The organism is Paracoccus aminovorans (assembly GCF_900005615.1).
GTDB classification, from domain to species: domain Bacteria; phylum Pseudomonadota; class Alphaproteobacteria; order Rhodobacterales; family Rhodobacteraceae; genus Paracoccus; species Paracoccus aminovorans.
The window spans coordinates 2,316,102-2,336,961 of the sequence record NZ_LN832559.1 but is presented as its reverse complement, the minus strand read 5'-3'; the positions used below and the strand labels follow the sequence as shown (position 1 = coordinate 2,336,961).

The 20,860-nt window shown below is 69.7% G+C and carries 21 protein-coding genes; 8 read left to right on the top strand and 13 right to left on the bottom strand.

What is annotated here, in order from left to right; all coding sequences use genetic code 11:
* The first annotated feature begins 351 nt into the window (after window positions 1-351).
* Entirely contained in the window at window positions 352-1,686 is a 1,335-nt protein-coding gene (tig, locus tag JCM7685_RS11595; RefSeq protein ID WP_074968719.1) for a trigger factor, read from the top strand.
* A gap of 121 nt (window positions 1,687-1,807) precedes the next feature.
* Here tig and JCM7685_RS11590 read toward each other — a convergent pair whose 3' ends face one another.
* The 4 genes from JCM7685_RS11590 to rpsF form a co-directional block, all read right to left on the bottom strand.
* Complete coding sequence (locus JCM7685_RS11590; RefSeq protein WP_074968721.1) at window positions 1,808-2,569, bottom strand: hypothetical protein; 762 nt, start codon at window positions 2,567-2,569, stop codon at window positions 1,808-1,810.
* A gap of 153 nt (window positions 2,570-2,722) precedes the next feature.
* Window positions 2,723-3,307: a 50S ribosomal protein L9 gene (gene rplI / locus JCM7685_RS11585; RefSeq protein WP_074968723.1), complete on the bottom strand. Its 585-nt coding sequence runs from the start codon at window positions 3,305-3,307 to the stop codon at window positions 2,723-2,725.
* A gap of 12 nt (window positions 3,308-3,319) precedes the next feature.
* On the bottom strand, window positions 3,320-3,547 hold the full coding sequence (rpsR, locus tag JCM7685_RS11580; RefSeq protein ID WP_011747229.1) for a 30S ribosomal protein S18: 228 nt from the start codon (window positions 3,545-3,547) through the stop codon (window positions 3,320-3,322).
* A 17-nt stretch (window positions 3,548-3,564) separates the two neighbouring features.
* Window positions 3,565-4,014: a 30S ribosomal protein S6 gene (gene rpsF, locus JCM7685_RS11575; protein WP_074968725.1), complete on the bottom strand. Its 450-nt coding sequence runs from the start codon at window positions 4,012-4,014 to the stop codon at window positions 3,565-3,567.
* 288 nt (window positions 4,015-4,302) lie between these two features.
* Between rpsF and JCM7685_RS11570 the strand changes: the two genes are divergently transcribed.
* Window positions 4,303-4,884 (top strand): YceI family protein, encoded by a 582-nt coding sequence (locus JCM7685_RS11570; RefSeq protein ID WP_074968727.1) that lies wholly within the window; start codon window positions 4,303-4,305, stop codon window positions 4,882-4,884.
* Between the two features lie 48 nt (window positions 4,885-4,932).
* Here JCM7685_RS11570 and JCM7685_RS11565 read toward each other — a convergent pair whose 3' ends face one another.
* Entirely contained in the window at window positions 4,933-6,012 is a 1,080-nt protein-coding gene (locus JCM7685_RS11565; protein ID WP_074968729.1) for a cytochrome-c peroxidase, read from the bottom strand.
* Between the two features lie 139 nt (window positions 6,013-6,151).
* On the opposite strand from JCM7685_RS11565, the gene prfA reads away from it, so the two are divergent.
* The 3 genes from prfA (at window position 6,152) to JCM7685_RS11550 (ending at window position 9,035) form a co-directional block, all read left to right on the top strand.
* Complete coding sequence (prfA, locus tag JCM7685_RS11560) at window positions 6,152-7,210, top strand: peptide chain release factor 1 (RefSeq protein WP_074968731.1); 1,059 nt, start codon at window positions 6,152-6,154, stop codon at window positions 7,208-7,210.
* Window positions 7,207-8,034, top strand: a complete 828-nt coding sequence (prmC, locus tag JCM7685_RS11555) for a peptide chain release factor N(5)-glutamine methyltransferase (protein ID WP_074968733.1) — start codon at window positions 7,207-7,209, stop codon at window positions 8,032-8,034. The genes prfA and prmC overlap by 4 nt, the downstream gene beginning before the upstream one ends.
* 245 nt (window positions 8,035-8,279) lie before the next feature.
* Window positions 8,280-9,035 carry a DUF4167 domain-containing protein gene (locus tag JCM7685_RS11550; RefSeq protein ID WP_074968735.1) on the top strand — a complete coding sequence of 252 codons (756 nt, stop codon included), beginning with the start codon at window positions 8,280-8,282 and terminating at the stop codon, window positions 9,033-9,035.
* A 3-nt stretch (window positions 9,036-9,038) separates the two neighbouring features.
* On the opposite strand, the gene rsmA is transcribed toward JCM7685_RS11550, so the two are convergent.
* The 6 genes from rsmA to lptF form a co-directional block, all read right to left on the bottom strand.
* On the bottom strand, window positions 9,039-9,887 hold the full coding sequence (gene rsmA, locus JCM7685_RS11545; RefSeq protein WP_074968737.1) for a 16S rRNA (adenine(1518)-N(6)/adenine(1519)-N(6))-dimethyltransferase RsmA: 849 nt from the start codon (window positions 9,885-9,887) through the stop codon (window positions 9,039-9,041).
* Entirely contained in the window at window positions 9,884-10,867 is a 984-nt protein-coding gene (gene pdxA / locus JCM7685_RS11540; protein WP_074968739.1) for a 4-hydroxythreonine-4-phosphate dehydrogenase PdxA, read from the bottom strand. The genes rsmA and pdxA overlap by 4 nt, the downstream gene beginning before the upstream one ends.
* A gap of 93 nt (window positions 10,868-10,960) precedes the next feature.
* Complete coding sequence (locus JCM7685_RS20770; RefSeq protein WP_074968741.1) at window positions 10,961-12,232, bottom strand: peptidylprolyl isomerase; 1,272 nt, start codon at window positions 12,230-12,232, stop codon at window positions 10,961-10,963.
* Between the two features lie 31 nt (window positions 12,233-12,263).
* Complete coding sequence (locus tag JCM7685_RS11530) at window positions 12,264-14,675, bottom strand: LPS-assembly protein LptD (RefSeq protein WP_074968743.1); 2,412 nt, start codon at window positions 14,673-14,675, stop codon at window positions 12,264-12,266.
* Window positions 14,675-15,796 carry an LPS export ABC transporter permease LptG gene (gene lptG / locus JCM7685_RS11525; protein WP_074968745.1) on the bottom strand — a complete coding sequence of 374 codons (1,122 nt, stop codon included), beginning with the start codon at window positions 15,794-15,796 and terminating at the stop codon, window positions 14,675-14,677. The genes JCM7685_RS11530 and lptG overlap by 1 nt, the downstream gene beginning before the upstream one ends.
* Entirely contained in the window at window positions 15,793-16,929 is a 1,137-nt protein-coding gene (lptF, locus tag JCM7685_RS11520) for an LPS export ABC transporter permease LptF (RefSeq protein WP_074968747.1), read from the bottom strand. The genes lptG and lptF overlap by 4 nt, the downstream gene beginning before the upstream one ends.
* Before the next feature lie 128 nt (window positions 16,930-17,057).
* Between lptF and JCM7685_RS11515 the strand changes: the two genes are divergently transcribed.
* Together JCM7685_RS11515 and JCM7685_RS11510 are read left to right on the top strand one after the other, a co-directional pair.
* Window positions 17,058-18,674, top strand: coding sequence for a leucyl aminopeptidase (locus JCM7685_RS11515; protein ID WP_074968749.1), 1,617 nt, complete (start codon window positions 17,058-17,060; stop codon window positions 18,672-18,674).
* The gene (locus JCM7685_RS11510) at window positions 18,674-19,123 is read left to right on the top strand and encodes a DNA polymerase III subunit chi (protein WP_074968751.1); all 450 of its coding nucleotides are present in this window, start codon (window positions 18,674-18,676) and stop codon (window positions 19,121-19,123) included. The genes JCM7685_RS11515 and JCM7685_RS11510 overlap by 1 nt, the downstream gene beginning before the upstream one ends.
* A 63-nt stretch (window positions 19,124-19,186) precedes the next feature.
* Here the strand turns inward: JCM7685_RS11510 and JCM7685_RS11505 are convergent, their stop codons facing one another.
* Window positions 19,187-19,762 carry a retropepsin-like aspartic protease family protein gene (locus tag JCM7685_RS11505; RefSeq protein ID WP_074968753.1) on the bottom strand — a complete coding sequence of 192 codons (576 nt, stop codon included), beginning with the start codon at window positions 19,760-19,762 and terminating at the stop codon, window positions 19,187-19,189.
* Window positions 19,763-20,374 carry a MarC family protein gene (locus tag JCM7685_RS11500; RefSeq protein WP_074968755.1) on the bottom strand — a complete coding sequence of 204 codons (612 nt, stop codon included), beginning with the start codon at window positions 20,372-20,374 and terminating at the stop codon, window positions 19,763-19,765. It lies immediately after the preceding gene.
* A gap of 159 nt (window positions 20,375-20,533) precedes the next feature.
* Between JCM7685_RS11500 and JCM7685_RS11495 the strand changes: the two genes are divergently transcribed.
* Window positions 20,534-20,854, top strand: coding sequence for a twin-arginine translocase TatA/TatE family subunit (locus JCM7685_RS11495; protein ID WP_074968757.1), 321 nt, complete (start codon window positions 20,534-20,536; stop codon window positions 20,852-20,854).
* Window positions 20,855-20,860: the final 6 nt, after the last annotated feature.

Below are 20,860 nucleotides of genomic sequence, written 5' to 3'. Positions count from 1 at the left end.
ATAACAAACAACCGCTTACAGAACTCCGCCTATATGCGCTGCCGCGCGGCGGAAGTGAACCTGTCCTTAAGTTCAGGTTTTTCTAAGCGCCGGATTTCGGCCATGTCCTTGTTCGGATTTGGGTTTCGGGCGGCAGGCGGCGCTTTGGCTTTTTCCGGGACCCCGGACGGTGACCGCAAGGCGCGGATCGGGGTCCGGCGCGGGGCCTGGCCTGCCTTCCTCCTTGCTATGGGCGGCGAAATCCCATAGCTAGCGCGCTGAAACAGGCGGACGCGCGGGGACGGCGTTCCCGCGTCCAAGCGGGGGTCGTCCGGCCTCCGGCCGTGGCATGGTTGGATTGAAGGAAGACAAATGCAGGTCAAGGAAACCCAGAACGAAGGGCTGAAGCGCGGCTATGAGTTCACCCTGCCGGCGGCCACGCTGGCGGCCCAGGTGGACGCGAAGCTGAAAGAGGCCCAGCCCGAGGTCGAGATGAAGGGCTTCCGCAAGGGCAAGGTGCCGATGGCGCTGCTGAAGAAGCAGTTCGGCCAGCGCATCATGGGCGACGCCATGCAGGAGGCCATCGACGGCGCCCTGCGCGAGCACCTGGAAAAATCCGGCGACCGCCCGGCCATCCAGCCCAAGATCGAGATGGTCAACGGCGAGACCTGGAAGGAAGGCGACGACGTGGTCGTGACGGTGGCCTATGAGGCCCTGCCGCAGATCCCCGAGGCCGATCTTTCCGGCATCGAGCTGGAGCGGCTGGTCGTCTCGGCCAGCGACGAGCAGGTGAACGAGGCGCTGGAGAACCTGGCCAAGAATGCCCAGTCCTTCGAGGACCGCAAGAAGGGCACCAAAGCCAAGGACGGCGACCAGGTCGTGATCGACTTCAAGGGCATGGTCGACGGCGTGGCCTTCGACGGCGGCACCGCCGAGGATTATCCGCTGGTGCTGGGCTCGGGCAGCTTCATCCCCGGCTTCGAGGAACAGCTGGTCGGCGCCAAGGCCGGCGACGAGGTCAAGGTCGAGGTCAAGTTCCCCGAGGAATACGGCGCCCCGAACCTGGCCGGCAAGGACGCGGTCTTCGAGACCACGGTGAAGGCCGTCAAGGCGCCGAAAGCCGCCGAACTGGACGACGAGCTGGCCAAGAAATTCGGCGCCGAGAGCCTTTATGCGCTGAAGGACCAGATCCGCGAGCGGCTGGAAGCCGAGTACAAGGGCGCCTCGCGCCAAGTGCTGAAGCGGGCGCTGCTGGACAAGCTGGACGCGCTGGTCAAGTTCGACCTGCCCGAATCGCTGGTCGAGGCCGAGGCGCAGCAGATCGCGCACCAGCTTTACCATGAAGAGCACCCGGACGATCACGGCCATAACCATGGCGAGATCGCGCCGACGGACGAGCACAAGGCGCTGGCCGAGCGCCGCGTGCGCCTGGGCCTGCTCTTGGCCGAGATCGGCCAGAAGGCCGAGATCACCGTCTCGGACCAGGAGATGACCCAGGCGGTGCTGCGCCAGGCCCGGCAGTATCCGGGGCAGGAGCGCGCCTTTTTCGAGTTCATCCAGCAGAACCCGCAGGCCCAGCAGCAGCTGCGCGCGCCGATCTTCGAGGACAAGGTCGTCGACCATATCGTCGATGGCGCCAAGGTCTCGGACAAGGATGTCAGCAAGGAAGAGCTGGAAAAGGCCATCGAGGCGCTGGATCAGGTCTGATCCGGACCGCGCGAGGTCATGCATGAGAAAGGCCGCCCTTGAGGCGGCCTTTTGTTTTGCCGTGCTGCGGCTGGCGTGGCGCGGTTGCCGGGGTATTTGGAAAACGGAAAGAGGCCGCCGGTCAGAGTCGGTGGATGCGCGGATCGTGATCGTCCGGCGCCTCGGCATCGGGGCCGTCCAGCGGATCATGCATCAGCGGGTCGTCGCGCAGGTCGGGCATATGCGCGCCATGACGGTCGCTGGGGCGCGGCGGGTCGGCATGCGCTGGCCGCTGGCGCGGCGCCTCGGCGCGGTTGCGGCCCAGGATGTCCTGGACCAGCGTGGCGGCGTCGCCGAATTCGCGCATGATCCCTCCGGCCTGGCCCGCGACCTCGCGAAAGCCGATCACCGCCGAGGTCAGCGCGCGCATGACGTTGTCGACGCCTTGGGTGAGGCTGGCGGTGTTGGATTCGATTTCCTGCATCAGGCTTTGGCGCGGGGCGCGGCTGCGCCGCCGCGGCGCCTGATCCGCTGCGCGACCGGCATGCGCGGGGCGGGCGGCGGGTTCGCCGGCGTGCGGGCGCGCCTTCTTGCTGTGCGACCGCGGCTTGTCGTCCCCCAGCGCATCGGCAAGGTGGCGCGCCGCGTAGACCGTCCCGGCCGTCAGCGCCGCGGCGGTCAGAGCGGTGCCGCCCCAGACCAGCCATTTCGCCCCGCGCGAGGGGTGCGGCCAGGGCCGCTGCCCGTCCGGCGACACATCGCCGTGGGGCGGGGTGCGGCGCGCCTCCGGCCGCTCGTGCGGCGGGTGATGGCCGGGGGGCACGGGGCGGGGGCCGAAGCGGGTCTGGCTGGTCTCGTCGGCATAGGTCCGGCCGGTCGGGCGCGGGTCGTCCTGGTGCTGCATCGGGCTTCCTTTCGCGAGGGGGCGCTTTGCGGTTCAACACCGCAAGCGGCGCGAATGTTCCGGCCGCCGCTGCTGCTGCTGCACATGAAAAAACGCGCCGGGTCGCGGCGCGTTCTTCCTTGTTCCGGTGACGGCTTTCCAGTAACGGCGCGATCAGTTCGCGGCATCGTCCTCGTCGCGGCCGGCCGAGCCGATCTCGTCGAAGAGTTCGGCGATCTCGAAATCGGCGGCGGCATCGGCTTCCGCGGCCAGTTCCTGGATCGACTTGCCGGTGGCTTGCAGCTCGGCTTCCTCGGCCGAACGGGCGACGTTCAGCTTGATGGTCACGTCGACTTCCGGGTGCAGGTGCACGCGGACCTCGTGCAGGCCCAGCTCCTTGATCGGGGCGGTCAGGACGACCTGACGGCGCTCGACCGCGTAGCCTTCGGCATTGGCGGCATCGGCGGCGTCACGCGGGGTGACCGAGCCGTAGAGCGCCCCGGCGTCCGAGGCCGAGCGGATGATCACGAAGCTCTGGCCGTCGAGTTTCTCGGCCAGTTTCAGCGCGTCGGCGCGGGTCTCGTCGTTGCGGACGGCCAGTTCGGCCTTGCGCTCTTCGAAGGCCTTGATGTTGGCTTCCGAGGCGCGCAGCGCCTTGCCCTGCGGCAGCAGGTAGTTGCGCGCGAAGCCTTCTTTGACCTTCACGACTTCGCCCATCTGGCCCAGCTTGGCCACACGTTCCAGCAGGATGACTTGCATGTTCGTCTCTCCTTACTTCACGGCATAGGGAAGCAGGGCGAGGAAGCGGGCGCGCTTGATGGCGCGGGCCAGTTCACGCTGCTTCTTGGCCGAGACGGCGGTGATGCGCGAGGGCACGATCTTGCCGCGTTCGCTGATGTAGCGCTGCAGCAGGCGGGTGTCCTTGTAGTCGATGGCAGGAGCGTTGTCGCCCGAGAAGGGGCAGACTTTCCGGCGGCGGAAGAAGGGTTTGTTGGCCATGATATGCGTCCTTTCCCTCAGTTCCGGTCGTCGCGGTCGCGACGCTCGCGGCGTTCGCCGCCACGATCACCACCACGGTCGCCGTCGCGGTCGCGACGCTCGCCGCGATCCCCGCGGTCGCCACGATCACCGCGCTCGCGCTCGTCGCGCTTCTGCATCTGGATCGAGGGGCCTTCCTTGTGCTCGTCCACGCTGACGGTCAGCACGCGCATGACGTCGTCATGCAGGCGGGCCAGACGCTCCATCTCCTGCACGGCGGCCGAGGGCGCGTCCGAACGCAGGAAGGCGTAATGGCCCTTGCGGTTCTTGTTGATCTTGTAGGCCAGGGTGCGCACGCCCCAGTATTCGTTCTCGACCACCTTGCCGCCGTTGTCGGCCAGCACGGTCGAAAAATGTTCGATCAGCCCTTCGGCCTGCGTATTCGACAGGTCCTGGCGGGCGATCAGCACATGCTCGTAAAGCGGCATGTCTGTTCCTTTTTCAGGGCGCATTTCAACGACGGGACAACACCTTCCGCGCCCCGTCACGAGAGGCTGCGCCGGTTTCGTGTCTGCGGAAGGATGCGGCCTTATACAGCGAGGGGCGGCGAACGCAAGGCGAAACCCCCTCCGGGGCGGGATAATCCTCGCTGCGGCGATACTGTATCCCTGCTGCGGCGCAACACGAAATTGTCAGGAAAATGCAAGGAAACCTGTGTTGAAATCAGAAGGTTCTCTGTGGGAACCATGCATGATCAATTCAATCGGGAGTTCACAATGAAAGCCGTTTTCGCCCCCTTTGCCGCCGTGGCCCTGCTTGGTGCGGGTGCCGCCATGGCTGCGCCGGTGCAATATGACTTCGATCCCTCGCACAGCCAAGTGGTGTTCGAATACAGCCACCTGGGCTTTTCCAACAGCACCGGCGTCATCAACGGGGTGACCGGCACGCTGATGCTGGACGCCGAGAACCCGGCCAATTCCAGCGTCGAGGCGACCATTCCCCTGTCCGGCCTGCATCTGATCGCGCCGGAGCTGGACGAGCATTTCTTCGGCAAGGACCTTCTGAATGCCGACAAGGCGACGGCCGTGGCCACCTTCAAGTCGACCAAGGTCGAGCCCGACGGCGACGACGAGGCCAAGGTGACCGGCGATTTCACGCTGAACGGCGTGACCAAGCAGATCGTGCTGGACGTGGACCTGAACAAGATGGGCGCCCATCCGATGAGCGGCAAGGAAGCCGCCGGCTTCGACGCCGAGACCGAGCTCAAGCGCTCGGACTTCAACCTGGGTCTGTTCACCCCCGCCGTCGGGGACGAGGTCGAGGTTAACATCACCGTCGAGGCGGTCAAGGCCGAGTAGGCCCGACCGCCATGCAGCGACGCAAAGGGGCCCCGGAGGGCCCCTTTTTCACATCGGCGCCGGCAGCGGCGTGGCGTCGGTCCTGACCGGCAGGATCGGATGGACGATCTGCGGCTGTTCGCCGGTCACCGCGCTCAGGAAGGCCACGATATCGTCCACCTGCTGCGGGTTCAGCTCGGTTCCCAGCTGCGACGAGGACATGATCTGCACCGCCTCCTTGAGGTCCCAGACCACGCCCGAGTGGAAATAGGGCGCGGTCAGCGCCACGTTGCGCAGCGGCGCGGCGCGGAACACGTATTCGTCGTCCACGGTCTTGGTCACCTCGAACCGGCCGGTGTCGCCCACCGGCAGCACCTCGGCCCCGGGCTTGGCCACCAGGCCGAAGGGATAATAGTCCTGCCCGCCCAGGTTGATGCCATAGTGGCAGGCGGTGCAGCCGGTCTCCATGAAGGCCTGCAGGCCGCGTTTCTGCGCCTCGTCCATGGCCGCGTCGTCTCCGGCCAGGAAACGGTCGAAGGGGCTGTTCGGGGTGATCAGCGTCGCCTCGAACTGCTCGATGGCGGCGGCGAAATTGTCGAAGCTGACCGGGTCGTTCTCGCCCGGGAAGGCGTTCTGGAAGGCCGTCACATATTCCGGCATCGAGTTGATGGTCTTGACCAGTTCGTCGGGGGTGTTGCTCATCTCGACGCTGGCCTGCACCGGGCCCTTGGCCTGCTCGGCCAGGTCGGGGGCGCGGCCGTCCCAGAATTGCGCGGCGTTGAAGATCGCGTTCAGCATGGTGGGGGCGTTCCGCGGTCCCTTCTGCCAGCCGTGCCCGACCGAGGTCGGCAGCCCGTCCACCCCGCCCAGGCCGACGTTGTGGCAGGTCTGGCACGAGATCAGCCCGGACCGCGACATGCGCGGGTCGAAGAACAGCACCTTGCCCAGCTCGATCTTTTCGGGCGTCAGGGCGACGCCCTGGGGGTCCTCGTCGGTTTGCTTGATGGCGGACAGGTTCGCGGGAATCGCCTCGAACACGCCCTTGGCTTCCTCGCGCAGGGCGCTGCTGTCGATGGCTGCGGTCTGGGCGCTTGCGGGCAGGGCCGCCAGCGCCAGGCTCGTTGCGGTCAGCAGGGGGACGAATTTCACCTTTGTCTCCTTTCGGCGTCTGGTTCGCGCGTCCTGCGCATTATGCGGCGCAGGGCGCCGGGCCGCATTGATCTGGGTCACGCCGCGGCGGCGCGGTTGCACCTTGCCCGCCGCCGGTGCAGCGGCTAATCCCCGGACCATGCTGCCGCAGGACCGCCTTTCCCGCATCGTCGAGCGTTTCGAGTATCTCGAGGCGCGGCTGAACGCCGGCCCGGCGCCCGACGAGATCGCCGCGATCAGCCGCGAGTATTCCGATCTGAAGCCGGTGGTCGCCCAGATCGCCGAATGGCGCGCGGCCCAGGACGGCATCGCCGAGGCGCAGGCCATGCTGGCCGATCCCGAGATGCGCGAACTGGCCACCGATGAGCTGGGCCGGCTGCGCGATGCGCTGCCCGGGCTGGAACACGCGCTGCGCATCGCGCTTCTGCCGCGCGACGCCGCCGACGCCCGGCCCGCGATCCTGGAGATCCGTCCCGGCACCGGCGGCGAAGAGGCGGCGCTGTTCGCCGGCGACCTTTTGTCGATGTATCGCCGCTTCGCCGAATCGCAGGGCTGGCAGTTCCAGCTGCTGGAACTGGCCGAATCCGACCTGGGCGGCGTGCGCGAGGCCGTGGCCCGGATCGAGGGCGAGGGCGTCTTCGCCCGGCTGAAATACGAATCCGGCGTGCATCGCGTCCAGCGGGTGCCGGAAACCGAATCGGGCGGCCGCATCCACACCTCGGCCGCGACCGTCGCCGTGCTGCCCGAGGCCGAGGACGTGGACATCGACATTCCCGCCGGCGACATCCGCATCGACACCATGCGCGCCAGCGGTGCCGGCGGCCAGCACGTCAACACCACCGATTCGGCGGTGCGGATCACCCACCTGCCGACCGGAATCGTGGTGACCAGTTCCGAGAAATCCCAGCACCAGAACCGCGCCAATGCCATGGCGGTGCTGCGGGCGCGGCTCTATGACATGGAACGCTCGCGCGCCGACGCCGAACGTGCGGCCGACCGCAAGTCTCAGGTCGGCTCGGGCGACCGCAGCGAACGCATCCGCACCTATAATTTCCCGCAGGGCCGGATGACCGACCATCGCATCGGCCTGACGCTCTATGCGCTGGACCGCATCATCCAGGGCGACCTGGCCGAGATCGTCGACGCGCTGACCGCGCATGACCAGGCCGCGCGGCTGGCGGCGCAGGGCCTGGAATGACCGGGGCCGAGGCGCTGAGCCAGGGTGCCCTGCGCCTGGCCGCGGCGGGTGTCGAGGATGCGACGGGCGACTCGCGCCTGCTGCTGGCCCATGCCCTGAACCTGCCGCGACACCATCTGACCGCCGCCCTGACCGCGCCGCTGCCCGACGAGGCCCTGCGTCGTTTCGACGCAGCCGTCTCGGCCCGCGCCGCCCGCCAGCCGGTCAGCCAGATCCTGGGCCGCCGCGCCTTCTGGAAGCACGAGTTCCGGGTCACCCGCGACACGCTGGATCCGCGGCCCGAGACCGAGACCCTGGTCGAGGCCGCACTGGCCGAGCCCTTCGCCGCGGTGCTGGACCTGGGGACGGGCACCGGGGCGATCCTGCTCTCGCTTCTGGCCGAGCGTCCAGTCGCCCGCGGCACCGGCACCGACATCTCGCCGAAAGCGCTGGAAGTCGCCAAGGAAAACGCGGCGATTATAGGCGTTTCCGCGGATTTCATCGAATCGGATTGGTTTTCCGGAGCGGTGGGGGACTATGACCTGATCGTCTCGAACCCACCCTATATCGCTCTGGCCGAGATGGCGGGCCTCGCCCCCGAGGTCCGCGACTGGGAGCCGCGCGGCGCGCTGACCGACGAGGGCGACGGGCTGGCCGCCTATCGTGCGATCGCCGCCGGCGCCCCTGCGCATCTGCGTCCCGGCGGCCGGCTGATGGTCGAGATCGGCCCCACCCAGGGCGCGGCGGTCGCGGCGCTGATGGCGGCGGCGGGGCTGGTCCTGCCGCGAATTCTGCCCGATCTGGCCGGCCGCGACCGCGTGGTGCTGGCCCGCAAGCCGGCCTGAGGCGGCAATGATCCGCGCGTTTCGCGGCATTGCGCGAAATTTTCGCTTGTAAGCGGCCCTGCGGCGTGTTTATTCGCAGTTGTGACGGGGGCGCTGCCCACGCATGGGTCAGTTATACTCAGATAACCCAGCTATTCCCTGGCAAAGCGGGAAACGGACCTTGATCCGCTCCTGTTCTGGACACTCGCTCCCGAGATGACCCCAACCTCAGCCGGCGCAAGCCGGACGACAACGACAACAAGCTGATGAGATCATCCAAATCCCGTTCGCGTAACAAGTCGAACAGACAGCGTTCGCTGGGCAATATCGTCAACCGCGTCTTCGATTCCTCGGGTCCCGAGGGCAAGGTGCGCGGCACGCCCCAGCAGATCATCGAGAAATACCTGACGCTCGCCCGCGACGCCCAGCTTTCCAACGACCGGGTCGCCGAGCAGAGCTTCCTTCAACATGCCGAACACTATACCCGCCTTCTGGGCGAGGCGCAGCGCGAGCAGGCCGAGCGCCAGCAGCAGCACCAGGGCCGCGACGACGATTTCCAGGACGGAAACGGCCACGCCGCCCAGCCCGAGAACGGCAATGCTCAGAACGGCCACGGCAATCGGCAGGACCGGCACGACCGCCAGGACCGGCACGAAAGGCAGGAGCGCCGCGACGACCGGCGCGAAGAGCGCAGCCGCGACGACCGCCAGCCCGCGCGCGTCGAACCGGCCGCAGAGTCGGGCCTGCCGCCGGTGATCGCCTCGGACGAGGACGCCGCCGGCCCGGTCGAGACCCCGGAAAGCGCCGTCGCGTCGGAGGCCCCGGCCGAGGCTGCGCCGACCGCCGCGGCACCGGCCGATCCCGCACCCGAGCTTGCCCTGGAAGACCCCGCCGAGGCCGCTCCGGCGCCGCGCCGCCGCAGCCGTTCGGCCGCGCCCGCGACGCCCCGCGCCCCGCGCACCCGCCGCAAGCCCGCCGAAGGGTCGGAAAAAGCGTCGGCCGACAAGGCCTCCAGCGAATAGGCGCTAGCGCGGCGCGGCGGCCAGTCCCCGCGCCAGCGCGCAGAACTGCTCCAGCCCGATTTCCTCGGCCCGGGCGGTCGGTGCGATGCCGGCCGCGCGCAGCAGGTCCTCGATCTGCGGATGCAGCCCCTTCAGCGAGGCGCGCAGCATCTTGCGCCGCTGGTTGAAGCCCGCCGCCACCACCCGGCTCAGCACCACCGCATCGGCGGGGAAGCGCGGCCCGGGCAGGGCGGTCAGCTGCACCACAGCCGAATGCACCTTGGGCGCGGGCACGAAGGCCTCGGGCGGCAGGGTCATCACGATCTTCGCGTCGCTGCGCCATTGCGCCAGCACCGCCAGCCGGCCATAGGCCTTGCCGCCAGGTTTCGCCACGATGCGCTCGGCGACTTCCTTCTGGAACATCAGCGTCAGCGATTCCCAGAACGGCGGCCATTCCGGCGGCGTCAGCCAGCGGATCAGCAGCTCGGTGCCGACATTATAGGGCAGGTTGGCCACGACCCGGATCGGCGGCGTCAGATGCGCCAGCGGATCGACCTCCAGCGCATCGCCATGGATGACCTGCAACCGGCCCGGATAGGCCGCGGCGATCTCGGCCAGGGCGGGCAGGGCGCGCGCGTCCTTCTCGATGGCCAGCACATGGCGCGCACCCTCGGCCAGCAACCCGCGCGTCAGCCCGCCCGGACCCGGTCCGACCTCGATCACGTCGCAGCCGCTCAGGTCGCCGGCAGCGCGGGCGATCTTGGCGGTCAGGTTCAGGTCAAGCAGGAAGTTCTGGCCCAGCTGCTTCTTCGCCCGCAACTCGTGGCGGGCGATGACATCGCGCAGCGGCGGCAGCCCGTCGAGGGCGCTCATGCCCGCGCCCCGGCCCGGCGCCCCGCCATGTCCCAGGCCATGCGCAGCGCGGCGATGACGCTCTCGGCATCGGCGATGCCCCGGCCGGCGATGTCGAAGGCGGTGCCGTGGTCGGGCGAAGTGCGCACGAAGGGCAGGCCCAAGGTGACGTTCACCCCGCCGGCGAAATCCAGCGTCTTGATCGGGATCAGGGCCTGGTCGTGATAGGCGCAGATCGCCGCGTCATAACGGGCGCGCGCCGCCGGATGGAACATGGTATCGGCGGGCAGGGGCCCGGCCAGATCGAACCCCTCGGCCCGCAAACGCGCGGCCAGCGATGCGATCCAGCGCGTCTCCTCGCGGCCCATGACGCCGTTCTCGCCGGCATGCGGGTTCAGCCCGGCCAGCGCCAGCCGCGGCGCGGCAATGCCGAAATCGCGGCGCAGCCCGGCATCGGTGATGCGCAGGGCCTCCTCCAGCAGTTCCGGCGTCAGCGTGCGGGGCACCTCGGACAGCGCGATATGGATGGTCGCCGGCACCACCCGGCAAGGCGGCTGCACGCCGGTCGAGGCCAGCATCATCACCACCGGCACATCGCCCGCCAGATGCGCCAGATACTCGGTATGGCCGGGAAAGCGGAAATCGGCGCCCGTCTTCAGCGCCTCCTTGTTGATCGGCAGGGTGCAGATGCCCCCGGCGGCCCCGCTCTGCGCCAGGTCGACGGCGCGGGCGATGACTTCGATCACGCCTGCCGCATTGGCCGGGTCGGGATGCCCGGGCACGGCCGGCGCCGCGAAGTCATGCCGCAACACCGGCAGCACGCCGGGTGCAACCGCCTCGCCCGGTGCCGAAACTTCGGCCCAGGCAGCGCCCTCGGGCAGATGCCGCGGGTCGCCCAGAAAAACGAAGGGTACCCCGGCCGCCAGCGCCTTGGGGGCCAGCTCCGGCCCGATGCCGGCCGGTTCGCCGCAGGTCAGGATGATGGGTCGCGGCTCGGTCATTCTTTTGTGTCCAAATATCCCGGGGGGAGCGCCTGACGCACCCCGTCGAGGGGTGCGTCAGGCGCGGGGGGCAGAGCCCCCCGAAGCCTTGCGTCACGGTCGCCGGATGATCGCATTCGAGCGCAGCTCGGCCAGATAGCTCTCGGCCGCCTGGCCCACCTTGCGGTTGAAGATCATGTTGCGCACGTCCTCGCGCCCCGGCAGCGCCTCGGGATCGGGTGCGGGCTGGGGCTCGCCCTCGGCGGTGGTCGGCACCGGCGCCCTCTCGGGCGCCTCGGCCAGGGCGGCCGATTGCCGCTTGCACAGCATCAGAAGCTCGACCGCGCCGCCATAGGCGACCACGGTCGACTCGTTGTCGTCGAGCACGGCCAGCCGGATCGCCTCGCCGGTCGGGATCTGGCCCTGCGGCAGGGTCTGGCGGGTGATCTGCTCGGCCGGCAGGCCGCGGGCATGCACGAAAAGATCGGCGCACGTGTCCGAGACGGCGGCGATGCGCCGCGCCTCCTCGGCGCTCGACAGGCGGAAGCGGACGAAATCCAGGACCTGCGCCGTCGCGCCGGGCCGCAGCGTGCCGCGGGTGTCGCGCAGATAGAACAGCACCACCGCGCCCTCGACCCGCAGGGGCTGGCCGACCTGGCCGGGCTTCATCGACAGGATGATCGGCTGCAGCGAGGGCGGCAGGTTCGCCAGCGGCGTCCAGGGCAGCCGGCCGCCGTTCTGGGCCGAGGGCGTCGCCGAATATTGCCGGGCGAAAGCGGCGAAATCGCCCTCGGAGCGGGTGCCGGCGACGATGCGCTCGGCCTGGGCCATGGCGGCGGCCTCCTGCCCGGGCGGGGCGGGAATGATCAGTTCCGACAGCGCGACATGGGTCACGCGCGGGGTCTCGATCACCTTCTGCAATTCCTGGTCCACCTCGGCATCGGTGACGCGGACCTGCGGCACCACGCGCTGGCGCACCACCTCGCGCCAGACTACCCCGGCCGAGACGAAATCGCGGAACGCCTGCCGCTCGACCCCGGCGCGGGCCAGTTCGGCGGTGAATTGCTCGGGGTTCAGATTGGCGCGGCCGGCGAATTCGGCCAGGCCCGCGTCGATCTGTTCGTCCGTGGCGGTGATGCCCAGCTGCTTGGCCGCGAACAGCCGCAGCCGGTCGTCGATCAGCGCCTTTTCCGAGGCGGCGCGATCGGCGTCGGGCGCCCGCAGCAGCTGCATGAAGCGCACCCGCTGGTCCAGCTCGTAGCGCGTGACGGCCGAGTCGTTGACATAGACCAGAGGCTGGAACGGATTGCCCTGCGCAAGCGCGGGGGCAGTTCCGCCCGCCGCCAGCATCGCGGCCATCGCCGCCCCCAGAAGAATTCGCCGCATCAGCTCCCTCGCCGCATGGTTTTGCCGGACATTAGCGCAGGCAGGCGCGGCGCGCCACCGTTCCCGGACCGGCCTTCTGCTGGCCGAAGCCGCCCAGGCGCACGCCCAGGTCGAAGCTGGTGTCGGGCCGCACTTCGCCCGACGAGGTGAAGCGCCGTTCCAGCGACATCTCGACCGTGATGCATTCGTTGCGGTATTCCAGTCCCAGCTGCGCCTTCTGCGCCCGGTCGGCGCTGAAGTCGTAGCGGGTCTCGGTCGTGGCCCACCAGCCGTCGCGGATCTGCCAGCCGCCGGCCATGGTCAGTTCCGACACATCGTCCAGCCGGTCCTCGCGCAGATCCGAATCAAGCCACAGATAGCCGGCCGAGACCTGAAGCCCCGGCTTGAACCAGCCCAGCCGCAGCTCGTTGCGGCTGATGCTGAGGCTGTCGTCGAACAGCGCCCGGTTGGCGACGGCCAGCCCGTTTGCGCCCTGGTAGGTGGCCGAGACCAGCCAGTCCGAGCGCTTCTTGCCCTGCGGGCCGGTAAAGGCCGGGTCGCCGGAATTGTCGATATAGGCGAAGGCCGGGTCCGGCTCGGTGCGGAAGACGCGGCCGGCGGTCAGGCCGATGGACCAGCCGGCCGGATCGATACGGGTCCAGCTGACGCCCAGGTTGGCGCGGAACCCCGATTCGCGCGCGTCCCAGCCCGGGAAGCGATTCAGCGAGAACAGGTTGCCCTCGTCGAATTCGATCAGTCGGCTGTCCTCGTTCGGCACGTCGTCCTCGCGCGTGCGCTCGGGCGACCAGACCAGCTGCGCCACCGGCTCGATGATATGGGTGACACCGCCGGAGTGCCGGGCCAGCGGCCAGCGCAGCTCGGCCGCCAGCGTCGGATCGGCGCGCGCCACCCAGTCGTCGTAATCGCTGTCCTGATTGATGCGATAGATGTCGGCATCGACCTGGCCCTCGACCGTGCCGACGAAGCCGCCGGGCAGGATCTCGGTCCGCTGCCAGTCCAGGCTGACCGAGCCGCGCGCCATGTCGCGCCCGACCACGTCCAGGCTGGACGACCGGCGATGCGCGTGCAGCGACCATTCCAGGCTGGCGATGCCGCCGATCCGGGCCGGCGTCCAGCGCCGTTTCCACAGCGCATCGGCGACGACCGAGGGCGTGAACTCGTCCGGCTCGTCGTCGCGCAGCGATTCGTAATTGCCGACCCGGGCCATGACCATGCGGTCGCGGCGCACCTTGTCGAGCGTCAGCCCGCTCCACAGCCGGTCGGCGTCGGAAATGTCGTAGTCCAGCAGATAGGCCCGGTTCGAGGCCATCTGGATCTGCACCCCCAGCATATAGCCGCGCGGCAGCTCGAACCGCGCGCCGCCGAACAGATAGCCGCGAGTCTCGCCCTCTTCGATGTCGTCGCGGCTGACGGCGCCGTTCCATTCCATCGCGCCGTTGGCGAAGGCCTGGCGATAGCGCAGCTCCAGCGTGCGGGTGCGCGAGGCGGCGACATAGGGCGTCAGCGTCACGTCGGCATGATCGCCCAGGGTGACGAAATAGGGCAGCTTGATGCCGAAGCCCAGGCCCGAGGTGGTGCGCAGCTGCGGCCGCAGGAAGCCGGTCATGCGGTCCACGCTGGGATCGGGCGCGGTCAGCCAGGGCAGGGCCGCCACCGGCAGGCCGAAGGCGCGCAGTTGCGGCCGGTCGAAGCGCAACTGCCGCGTGCGCGCGTCGTGGGTGATGGACCGCGCCCGGATCTCCCACAGCGGCACCGGGTTTTCGGCGCAGATCTGGCAGCTTGACGCGACCACGTTGTCCAGCCGGGTGACGGCGCCGTTCTCGGTCCGCCGCATCTCGCGCGCGGCCATCTGCATCTCGCGCGCCAGGACCAGCCGGGCGCCCTTCAGGATGCCGTCCTGCAGGTTCGGGTCCAGCTGGGCGCTGTCGGCGATCAGGATGGTTTCCTCGGGCGTGCCGGCGCGGGCGGGCTGGGTCAGGTGGATCGGCCCCTCGATCGTGGCCGCGCCGGTGCCGTTGTCGTAGATCACGCGCGAGGCGATCAGCCGGCTGCCGCGATACCAGATCACCACGCCGCCCGAGGCGATCAGCCGCTTGTCCACCCCCAGCGTCACCTGGTCGGCCAGCAGCGTCGCCGGGCCGCCCTCGCCGTCCTCGCCGCCGCCCGAGATGCGCACCGAACCCGGCCGCGACGCGACCGAAGGCGTGTGCGAGGCCTCGGTGCCGTCGGCGAAACGGGCGTTGTCGCCGGCCCCGGCCGTGGGCGCCAGCGCGGGTCCCGCCGGGGTTTGCAGGAAATTCTCGTCGCGGTCGTAAAGCGGCAGGGTCTGGCCGTCCGGGGTCAGGCTCTGCCCCAGCGCCATGCCGGGCAGCAATGCCGCCAGCAGCGCCGTTCGCGCCGCGCCGCCCTTGCCGATCTTGCCGCCCTGTCGCCTGCGCGCCATCAACCGTCCTCCAGCCGCAATAATGCCCCCAGCGCAAAGAGCAGCGCCACCACGGGCGGCGCCCAGCCGGCCAGGACCGGCGGCAGGCCGCCGTTGTCGCCCAGCACCTGCGCCAGGTTGCGCAGGAAGAACAGGCCGATGCCGCAGCCGAAGCCCGCCAGCACCAGCAGCCCCATCCTGCGCCCGCGCGTATGGCGCATGGCGAAGACCGCGGCAATGGCCACCATCGCCGCCATCAGCAGCGGGCGGGCCAGTTCCATCTGGAACCAGACCTTGTGGCGCTGGGCGGAAAAGCCGGCGCGTTCCAGCCCGCGGATGAAATCGGGCAACTGCCAGATCGGGATCGCCTCGGGCTTGCCGAAACTGTCGCGGATGCGGGCGGCGGTCAGGTCGGTCGGCAGCTCCAGCCTGGGGAATGTGCGGGCCATGGCCTCGGGGTTGGGCTGGCTCAGCGGCCATTCCTTGACCCGGCTCAGCTGCCAGGCGCCCTCGGTCAGGCGGGCCTCGGCGGCGTCGATGCGCCGCGTCGGCCCGGTCTCGCGGGCGAAGATCATGAAGGTCGCGTCGTAAAGCGTGGTCGCGTCCGGGCTGGCGCGGCTGGCCTGGATCACCACCTGGCCGGTGGTCCGGCTGCCGTCCGGGCCCTCCATCGGCAGTGCCTGGCGCAGCCAGACCGCGTTGTCGCCGACGCTGATGGTCTGCCCGCCGCCGGTCTTCATCCGCGCCACCGCGTCGTCGTAGCGTTTCGAGGTCGCGGCCACCACCGGGTTCAGCACCGCGACCGCCAGCATCCCGGCCAGCGCGGCGGTGACGGCGGGCGCCGCCAGCACCCGGATCCCCGAGCGCCCCGAGGCGCGGATCGCCACCAGTTCCGATGTGCGCGACAGGCCCAGGAACAGCGCGATCCCGGCCAGCACCGTCATCAGCGGCATGATCGAATAGAAGCTGGCGGTGATGTTCAGCAGCGACAGCACGGCGGCGCCCGACAGGCCGATGTTGTCGTCGGAAAAGCGGCGGATCTGCTCGACGATGTCGATCAGGAACAGGATGGCGCCGAAGATCAGCGCGATCAGCAGGAACATGCGCAGGAAGCGCCGGGCGACATAGGCGGACAGGATCATGCGGGTGCCCCCCCCGACGCGCCGCCACGCAGCCGCCTGGGCCGGGCGGCCAGCCACAGCACCGCGACGCAGATCGCCGCCCCCACCAAGGGCGAGACATAGATCAGCGGCCAGCGCGAGGCATCGGCCGCGACCTGGTTCTCGGCCGCCGTGGCCAGGAACTGCACCACGATCAGCGCCCCCACCGCCCAGAGCACCTGCCTCCAGACCCCGAAGCGGCTGAAGCCGCCCAGAAGCAGCATGGCAAAGCCCAGCATGGCCGCGACCGGGGCCTGGAAGGGCTTGGCCAGCCGCTCATGCGCCTCGGCCCGGGCCTTGTCGGCGCTGGCGCCGGTCTCGGCCAGCAGGGCGGCGTCCGGGTCCAGCAGCCGCGCTGTCGAATAGGCGCGCAGGTCGCGCTTGCGGGCGGCGCTGGGGTCGATCAGCGTGCCGAGGTCATAGGTCAGCTCGGAAAAGCGGGTGACCGACAGGTTCTGCTTTTCGCCCGTCCGGCGCAGGCTTTGCACCATGCCCTGCATCATCACCAGCCGCGGCCCGGCCTCGGTCCTGACCAGCAGCGCCTCGGCGGCGGTATAGGTCGCCTGCTCGCGCGGGTTGCGGGCGTCTTCCAGAAAGAAATAGATCATGCGCCCGTCCGGCGCGATCTCGCTGATATACAGGGTCACGCCGCGCGCCGGGTATTGGAAGCTGCCGGCGCGCAGGAATTGCGCGGTGACGTTCTGGGCGATCTCGGCCTGGCGGTCGGTCAGCCGGGCGCGGGCCAGGGGCACGATGGAATGCACCAGCAGCGCCACCATCAGCCCGACCATGACGCCAAAGACCAGCACCGGCCGCGCCAGCCGCCAGGGCGACATGCCCGCGCTCTGCATCGCCACCAATTCCGATTCCGAGGACAGCCGGTTGGTGCCATAGGCGCTGGCCGCGAAGGCCGCGATCGGCAGCACGACCGAGATCACCAGCGGCAGGGTCAGCGCGGTGAACTCCAGCACCACCAGTGCGGTCTGCCCGTCCGAGATCAGCTGCTCGAACAGCGACACCGCCCGGTTGATCCAATAGACCGAGACCAGCACCAGCGCGAAGAACCCGAACAGGGTCAGGAACTGCGTCAGGATATAGCGGTCGATGCGGGGCATGGCGGCTTTCACGGGCTCGGTCCCCGTTTGATTAGCGGCTGCGCGGGGATTGGGAAAGCCCCGGCTCTGGTCAAGCGGGCGCCGGATGACTAGTTTCCGCCCATCGGATCAACGCGAAAGGCAGGACCATGACTCACCCGGTCGAAATTTCCTTCACGGCGACGGACGCTACCGATCTGGCCGCGCGGCCCGGCCGGATCGCGATCCTGGTGCCGCAGACCGGGCGGCTGCCGGGCGGCCTGCCGCGCGCGGCGCGCGAGGCGGCGGCGCGTGCGCTGGACTCGGAGGCATGGAAGGGCGTGAAGCCCGGCGGCGCGCTGGAACTGGCCTTTCCCGCCGGGCTGAAGGCCGAGGCGCTGCAGCTGGTTTCGCTGCCCAACGGCGCCGACGTGGCTGCGGCGCGCAAGGCCGGCGCCAGCATCGGCGCCAAGCTCGGCAAGGCCGAGACGCTGGTCCTGGCCGGCGGCCATCCGCGCGCGGCCGAGGTCGCGCTGGGCCTGGCGCTGCGCGCCTATGATTTCTCGGCCTACAAGACCAGGAAGCCCGAAAGCGGCGCCCCGTCCGCCGAGGCCGCGCCCGAAGGCGACGCCCCGGCGGCGCCGGCCGCGTCCACCAGCCGGACCGGTGCCGCCGAGGACGCGCGGCTGTCGGATGCGGCCGAGGCCACGGCGCCCGCCGCCATGCCCGCGCCCGGCGAAAAGCCGCGCGGCAAGGTGGTGTTCATGCACAAGGACCCCGAGGCGCTGGCCCGCGCGGCCGGCGACGGCGCCGCGGTGGCCGAGGGCGTGTTCTTTACCCGCGACCTGGTGAACGAGCCGGCGAACGTGCTGACCACCAGCGATTTCGCCGACCGCCTGCTGGCGATGCGCGAGTTGGGACTGGACGTCGAGGTGCTGGAGGAGGACGAGCTGGCCAAGCTCGGGATGCGGGCGCTGCTGGCGGTGGGCCAGGGCTCGGAAAGCCCGTCCAAGGTGGTGGTGATGCGCTGGAACGGCGGTGGCGACGAGGCGCCGCTGGCGCTGATCGGCAAGGGCGTGGTCTTCGACACCGGCGGCATTTCCATCAAGCCGGCCGCCGGCATGGAGGAGATGACCATGGACATGGGCGGCGCCGGCGTCGTCGCGGGGGTCATGCGGGTGCTGGCGCTGCGCCGGGCCCGGGCCAATGTCGTGGGCCTGGTCGGCCTGGTCGAGAACATGCCGGACGGCCGGGCGCAGCGTCCGGGCGACATCGTGCGCTCGATGAAGGGCGACACGATCGAGGTCATCAACACCGATGCCGAGGGCCGTCTGGTGCTGGCCGACGTGCTTTGGTACGCGCAGCAGCGCTTCAAACCGGCCGCCATGGTCGATCTTGCCACCCTGACCGGGGCGGTGATCATCGCGCTGGGGCATGACAACGCCGGCGTCTTCTCGAACGACGACGCCTTCGCCGATGCGGTGCTGGCCGCCGCCAAGGCCGAGGGCGAGGGCGCCTGGCGGCTGCCGCTGGGCGCGGCCTATGACAAGCTGATCGATTCGCGGCTGGCGGACATCAAGAACACCGGCGGCCGGGCGGCGGGCTCGATCACCGCGGCGCAGTTCCTGCAGCGTTTCGTGGCCGAAGGCACGCCCTGGGTGCATCTGGACATCGCCGGCGTGGCCTTGCCGCCCTCGGCGCCGGCGCTGGCGCCGAAAGGAGCCAGCGGCTGGGGCGTGATGACGCTGGACCGGCTGGTGCGCAACCGCTTCGAGCGCAAGGGCTGATGGGCTCGGCCCTGTTCTATCACCTGACTCGCTCGGGGCCCGGGCAGCTTTTGCCGATGCTGATCGGCAAGAGCCTGCAGGCCGGCTGGCGGGTCGAGGTCAGGGGCAGGGACCGCGCCCGCCAGGCGGCGCTGGACGAGCAGCTTTGGCTGGGCGAGGGATTTTTGCCGCATGGGCTGGCCGGCGGGCCGCATGACGCGCGCCAGCCGGTGCTGCTGACGGTCGAGGGGCAGGCGGCGGCCAATGCGGCGCGCTGCCTGATCGCGCTGGACGGGGCCGAGGTCCGCGGCGCGGAATGCGCGGCGCTGGAGCGCGCCTGCCTGGTCTTCGACGGCAACGATCCCGAGGCGCTGGAGCGCGCCCGGGCGCAGTGGCGGGCGCTGAAGGCCGAGGGTGTCGAGGCGGAATACTGGTCCGAGGCCGGCGGGCGTTGGGAGCGCAGGCAATAGGGGGCTCCGCCCCCCGCGCGTGCCGCGCTCCCCCCGGGATATTTGGGCACAAAAGAAGGCCGGTCAGCGTTCGAGGATCAGGCGGTTCCCCTCGATACTGACGCGGGCGAAGCGCGACAGGTAGGACATGCCCATCAGCGACTGGTCGAGGTCGCTCTTCAGCACCATGGCCGGGACACGGCTGTCGTGGATCTCGCCGAAGCCGACGCTGTCGAGGGTGACGGGCGCGGTCTCGATGATGCCGTTGGCGGTGCGGGCCTGGCCGACATAGGCCAGTGCCTCGGGGTCGATGCCGACGCGGCGGGCGTCGCGGGGGCCGAGCGCGATGCTGCTGGCGCCGGTGTCGATGACGAAGCGCACGGGCGTGTCGTTGACCTGCGCCGTCAGGTGGAAATGGCCGTCGTTGCCCAGCGGCACCTCGATCCGGCCGCCCTCGATCATGCGGGCCTGGGGCGCGATGGCGTTGCGGATGTCGCCCCAGAGCCCGGCGAGCGCGATGGCGCCGAGGAAGATCAGCCCCCAGGCCGCCGCCTGGCGCAGGGTCTTGCCGGGCCGGGCCCGCAATTCGACCAGAAGGAAGCCGCCGACCGCGATCAGCAGGAGCACCAGATAGGCCGCGCGGCCGAATTCCTCAGTCATTCAGAACAACCCCGTTCCCTTGAGCCCGTCGATCACGAACTGGATCGAGAGCGCCGCCAGCAGCATGCCGAAGAGCCGCGTCACCACCATGGTCCCGGTGCGGCCCAGCAGGTGCGAGATGGTGCCGGCCATGGCGAAGAGCAGCGCGGCGATCCCCAGCACCGCCAGCATCACCAGGTGGATCATCAGCGTATGGCCCGCGCTTTCGTTCTGCCCGACCAGCAGGATCATCGTCGCCAGCGCCCCGGGCCCGGCGACCAGCGGCGTCGCCAGCGGAAAGACCGAGGGGTCGTCGTCCTCGTCCCGGGCCTGGCCCTCGCGCCGCTCGGTCCGACGCTCGAAGAGCATGTCGATGGCGGTCAGGAACAGCAGCAGCCCGCCGGCGATGCGGAAGGCGGGCAGCGAGATGCCGATGCCGCGCAGGATCGATTCGCCGGCGAGGCCGAAGAGCGTCATCAGCGCGGCCGCGATCGCCAGCGCCCGCCAGCCGATCAGCCGCCGGCGCTGCGGTGTCATGTCCTGGGTCAGGGCGATGAACAGCGGCGCCAGCCCGACCGGGTCGATCACCACGAACAGGGTGACGAAGGCGCTGATGATCTGGGTCTGGTCCATGATGCGCCAGTATCGCCCGCTTTGCGCCGCGGGGAAAGCCGGCCGCGTCAATCCGCCCGATCACGGATTTGGGGGTTTCGTGGCGGGCGATCCGCACCTATATCGGGGGGGCTGAAAGACATGCAAGGCCCTGCGGGCCCTGCCACGGAGGGTAAACACATGCACGCACCTTCTCCCATGGCGCTGCTCCTGATCGCCATCGTCGTCCTGGTCCTGTTCGGGCGCGGCAAGGTCTCGTCCCTGATGGGCGAGGTCGGCAAGGGGATCACCGCCTTCAAGAAAGGCGTGAAGGAAGGCTCGGAGGACATCGCCGCCGATGCCGGCGAGCCCAAGGAGCTGGAGCTGAAGACCGGCGACGACATCGAGCGCGCCCGCGCCGAACTGGCCGCCGAACGCGCCAAGCTGGAAGCCGAGCGCGCCCGCCTGGCCGCGGACAGCACGCTGCGCGACGTGACGCCGACCGACCAGACCAAGCTCTGATCCGCC

Excerpts from the sequence above, each read along its gene's own strand:
- tig (WP_074968719.1), top strand. The coding sequence starts at position 352 with ATGCAGGTCAAGGAAACCCAGAACGAAGGGCTGAAGCGCGGCTATGAG.
- JCM7685_RS11590 (WP_074968721.1), bottom strand. The coding sequence starts at position 2,569 with ATGCAGCACCAGGACGACCCGCGCCCGACCGGCCGGACCTATGCCGAC.
- rplI (WP_074968723.1), bottom strand. The coding sequence starts at position 3,307 with ATGCAAGTCATCCTGCTGGAACGTGTGGCCAAGCTGGGCCAGATGGGC.
- rpsR (WP_011747229.1), bottom strand. The coding sequence starts at position 3,547 with ATGGCCAACAAACCCTTCTTCCGCCGCCGGAAAGTCTGCCCCTTCTCG.
- rpsF (WP_074968725.1), bottom strand. The coding sequence starts at position 4,014 with ATGCCGCTTTACGAGCATGTGCTGATCGCCCGCCAGGACCTGTCGAAT.
- JCM7685_RS11570 (WP_074968727.1), top strand. The coding sequence starts at position 4,303 with ATGAAAGCCGTTTTCGCCCCCTTTGCCGCCGTGGCCCTGCTTGGTGCG.
- prfA (WP_074968731.1), top strand. The coding sequence starts at position 6,152 with ATGCTGCCGCAGGACCGCCTTTCCCGCATCGTCGAGCGTTTCGAGTAT.
- prmC (WP_074968733.1), top strand. The coding sequence starts at position 7,207 with ATGACCGGGGCCGAGGCGCTGAGCCAGGGTGCCCTGCGCCTGGCCGCG.
- JCM7685_RS11550 (WP_074968735.1), top strand. The coding sequence starts at position 8,280 with ATGAGATCATCCAAATCCCGTTCGCGTAACAAGTCGAACAGACAGCGT.
- rsmA (WP_074968737.1), bottom strand. The coding sequence starts at position 9,887 with ATGAGCGCCCTCGACGGGCTGCCGCCGCTGCGCGATGTCATCGCCCGC.
- pdxA (WP_074968739.1), bottom strand. The coding sequence starts at position 10,867 with ATGACCGAGCCGCGACCCATCATCCTGACCTGCGGCGAACCGGCCGGC.
- JCM7685_RS20770 (WP_074968741.1), bottom strand. The coding sequence starts at position 12,232 with ATGCGGCGAATTCTTCTGGGGGCGGCGATGGCCGCGATGCTGGCGGCG.
- JCM7685_RS11530 (WP_074968743.1), bottom strand. The coding sequence starts at position 14,675 with ATGGCGCGCAGGCGACAGGGCGGCAAGATCGGCAAGGGCGGCGCGGCG.
- lptG (WP_074968745.1), bottom strand. The coding sequence starts at position 15,796 with ATGATCCTGTCCGCCTATGTCGCCCGGCGCTTCCTGCGCATGTTCCTG.
- lptF (WP_074968747.1), bottom strand. The coding sequence starts at position 16,929 with ATGCCCCGCATCGACCGCTATATCCTGACGCAGTTCCTGACCCTGTTC.
- JCM7685_RS11515 (WP_074968749.1), top strand. The coding sequence starts at position 17,058 with ATGACTCACCCGGTCGAAATTTCCTTCACGGCGACGGACGCTACCGAT.
- JCM7685_RS11510 (WP_074968751.1), top strand. The coding sequence starts at position 18,674 with ATGGGCTCGGCCCTGTTCTATCACCTGACTCGCTCGGGGCCCGGGCAG.
- JCM7685_RS11505 (WP_074968753.1), bottom strand. The coding sequence starts at position 19,762 with ATGACTGAGGAATTCGGCCGCGCGGCCTATCTGGTGCTCCTGCTGATC.
- JCM7685_RS11500 (WP_074968755.1), bottom strand. The coding sequence starts at position 20,374 with ATGGACCAGACCCAGATCATCAGCGCCTTCGTCACCCTGTTCGTGGTG.
- JCM7685_RS11495 (WP_074968757.1), top strand. The coding sequence starts at position 20,534 with ATGCACGCACCTTCTCCCATGGCGCTGCTCCTGATCGCCATCGTCGTC.